Genomic DNA, 3,248 nt, shown 5'->3' with positions numbered 1-3,248 from the left:
CTTGGCCTCGTCGATGCCGTCCTCGCGCTCCAGCGCCTCGGCCAGCGCGATCTCGGCCGCCTCGTCGGCGGCCGGCAGCGCACGTCGTTCGGCCAGTGCGTCGGCCAGCGCGCCCAGCGCCTGCGGCAGGTAGTCGCCGGCGCGGGCGATGTCTGGGTCGGTCTCGCCGGCCAGCGCCGCACGGTGCGCGCCCAGCGCCGACAGATAGCCGAGCAGGGTGTTGGACAGGGCCAGGAAGCGGAAGCCGGCATCCAGGTTGCGGCGGTAGCGGCCGGGCTCGCGCAGCATGTTCGACAGCGCCACCGACAGCGCGGCGTCGGCGTTGTGCATGTCGCGGCGGGCGATGCGGTAGGGCAGGTCGTCGCGCATGCCGCTGCGGTACTGCTCCAGCACCTGCGCCAGGTAGCGCGCGCTGCTGGACAGCACCGTCGCCAGCACCTGGTTGAGGCGCCGGCCCTGCCAGTCCGGCAGGATCAGGAACGAGGCGGCGGCGGCGATCCCGCAGCCGATCAGGGTGTCGAGCAGGCGCGGCCAGATCAGCATGAAGCCGTCGCCGATCAGGTTGAAGCAGAACAGCGCCATCACCGTGATCGCCGCGGTGGCGAGCATGTAGCGGTCGGTGCGGGTGACGAAGAACACCAGCGTGCCGAGCAGGGCGAACAGCAACTGCAGCTCGGTGCCCGGGAACAGCTGCATCAGCGCCCACGCCGCGCCCAGGCCGATCAGGGTGCCGGCGATGCGCTGGGCCAGGCGCAGGCGGGTGGCGCCGTAGTTGGGCCGGCACACGAAGGCGGTGGTCAGCAGGATCCAGTAGCCGTTGCTGGCGTGGATCGACTGCATGATGGCGTAGCCCAGCACCAGCGCGATCGCCATGCGCAGGCCGTGCCGGAACAGCACCGAGCCGGGCGTGAGCTGCTGGCCCACGCGCCGCAGCATCTCGCGCAGCGTGTGCGGCGACGAGTCGCGCAGGCGGGTGTCGAGGGTGTCGCTGGTGGTGTCCGACTGCGCGGCCTCGGCCAGGCGCCGCTCGATGCTATGCAGGTTGGTCACCAGCAATTCCAGCGAGCCGAGCAGCCGCGCCTGCCGTGGGTCGCCACGGGCGTGCAGGAAATCCAGCGACTCGCGCAGGTCGGTGGTGGCCTGCTGGGTCTGCTCGCCGTAGTCGAACGGCTGGCGCAGCCGGATCGCCTCGCCCAGCGCCGCGCAGGCCTTGCCCTGCAGGGCCAGCAGGCGCTGGCAGCGGTACAGCACGTCGCTGTGAAAGAACGCGTCGGTCAGCGCCTCGTACGGGTAGTGCGAGGAACTGGCGCGCTCGTGGAAGTCCTGCGCCATGTAGTACAGGCGGAAATACAGGCCCGACTGAACGCCGGGCCGGCCGGAGCGGCCGAAGCGGCTGATGATCGCGGTCTTGGCCGCGTTGAGTGCGGCCACCACCTGCGCGTTCTGCTCGGCCAGCGCCAGCCGCCGCGCGTGCAGGTCGCTCTGCCGCACCGGCTCGAACAGGGCCGCCTTGAGCCGCAGGTAGCGGCCCAACTCCAGGTACAGCCGCGACAACCGCTCGCGCACCGGCCGGTTGGCGAACAGCACCGTCCACAGCACCGACAGCACCGCGTACCAGCCGGCGCCGAGCAGCAGCAAGGCCACGCCGTGCCAGGCGTTGCCGCCGACATGGCCGTTCTGGGTGCCGTGGTCCAGGCCGATCATCGCGTAGATCGCCAGCGCCACCGTGGCCTGGGCGATGGAGGCGTAGCGTTCGCCGAGCGCGCCGAGCAGGGTCAGGGCGAAGGTGGACAGCGCCAGGCCGGCCGCGAACGGCCACGGATACGGGAACAGCAGTACCACCGCGGCCGCGGCGGCGGCGAAACACAGCAGCGACAGCAGCACCGACTTGATCCGGCCCAGCCAGTTGTCGTCGGTTTCGGCGATGGCGCTGGCGATGGTGCCCAGGAAGATCGCCGGCACCGCCTCCAGTTGCTGCAGGTGCCAGCACACGCCCATCGCCACCGCCAGCGCGATGAACACGCGCAGCCCGTAGCTGGCCTTTTCATGGGCCCACAGGCGGCTGAGGCGGGTTTCGATCGAGGGGGTCGGCACCGCGCCACGATAACGCACCGTCGCTGTATGCGATCCCCCTCGGGAGGGTGGATGCACGCGGGCCCTCAAACCTCCAGGTGCCGCAGCCGGGCGTCCAGCAGCGCCGGGAAGCGTTTGTACCAGGTCTGGTTGAGCGGCGAGGGATGCGGCAGCGGGTACAGCGTCACGCGGCGGGTGCGGCGGCCGTCCTCTCTGCGCAGCTCCACTTCGGTCTGCGCCTGGAAGCGGTCCTCGCGCGCCCAGAACGTTTCCAGCGCCGCGCGCACCTCGCGCGGCTGGTCAATGCCGAACCACAGGAACGCCTCGCGGCCGAGGGTGAGGATCTCGTGGCCGCGCCATTGCTCGAGCAGCAGGTGCCGCATCAGCGGATGGAAGCGCCGCTTCACCGGCATCGACCACGCCTTGTTGCCCACCGGCTTGTACGGCACGGTGTTGAGCCAGAAGGCGACGCGGCCGGCCTCGAGCCCGGCCGCGAAGTCGGGCATCTCCGCGCCGTGGTGCAGGTGCCGGTACAGCGCCTTGCGCACCAGTTGGCCGCCGCTGCCGACGAAGGGTTCGCCGTGCTCGACCTCGCTGCGGCCCGGGTCGCGACCGAGGATGCACACCTTCGCATCGCGGCGGCCGAGGCCGATGATGGGATCGAGCGGATCCTTGCCGCAGGCGGCATAGGCCGCGGTATCGATGCCGTCGGTCTGCGCGGCGAGCGCGCGGAAGCGGGTGCGGAGAGCGGGGGACAGGGCCATGGAGCATGTGCGAATCGGTGGGGAATCCAGGCTAGCGCAGCGGCGATGGTGGCTGCGTGCGGGCTTCCACGCGAGAGCGGTGTGCGCTCCTTGTGGGAGGGACACCAGTCCCGGCAAGCGAGGATGTCAGCCGCACTTTGAGCTTCACTCGTCGCGGCTGAAGCCGCTCCCACAGAGAGTGGGTCGGGTGTCCTTGTGGGAGGGACTTCAGTCCCGACGCCGGATGGTGTCAGCCGGCATCGGGCTTCGCTCGTCGCGGCTGAAGCCGCTCCCACAGAGAGTGGGTCGGGTGTCCTTGTGGGAGGGACTTCAGTCCCGACGCCGGATGGTGTCAGCCGGCATCGGGCTTTGCTCGTCGCGGCTGAAGCCGCTCCTGCCCGTGGCGACGTGCTACGCCCCCTGCTCGCGCGC

General features: G+C 70.8%; 2 protein-coding genes. Both read right to left on the bottom strand.

Going from position 1 to position 3,248, the window contains the following annotated elements; all coding sequences use genetic code 11:
• Nucleotides 1–2,094, bottom strand: a 2,094-nt coding sequence (gene yccS, locus D180_RS16430; RefSeq protein ID WP_017913656.1) for a YccS family putative transporter, incomplete at its 3' end; no start/stop codon positions are given.
• Between the two features lie 65 nt (nucleotides 2,095–2,159).
• Nucleotides 2,160–2,837 carry a uracil-DNA glycosylase family protein gene (locus D180_RS16425; RefSeq protein ID WP_017913655.1) on the bottom strand — a complete coding sequence of 226 codons (678 nt, stop codon included), beginning with the start codon at nucleotides 2,835–2,837 and terminating at the stop codon, nucleotides 2,160–2,162.
• Nucleotides 2,838–3,248 lie beyond the last annotated feature (411 nt).

The sequence above is a fragment of the Xanthomonas sp. SHU 166 genome, assembly GCF_000364685.1.
Classification (GTDB): Bacteria; Pseudomonadota; Gammaproteobacteria; order Xanthomonadales; family Xanthomonadaceae; genus Xanthomonas_A; species Xanthomonas_A sontii.
This window is presented reverse-complemented; position numbering and strand designations above follow the sequence as displayed.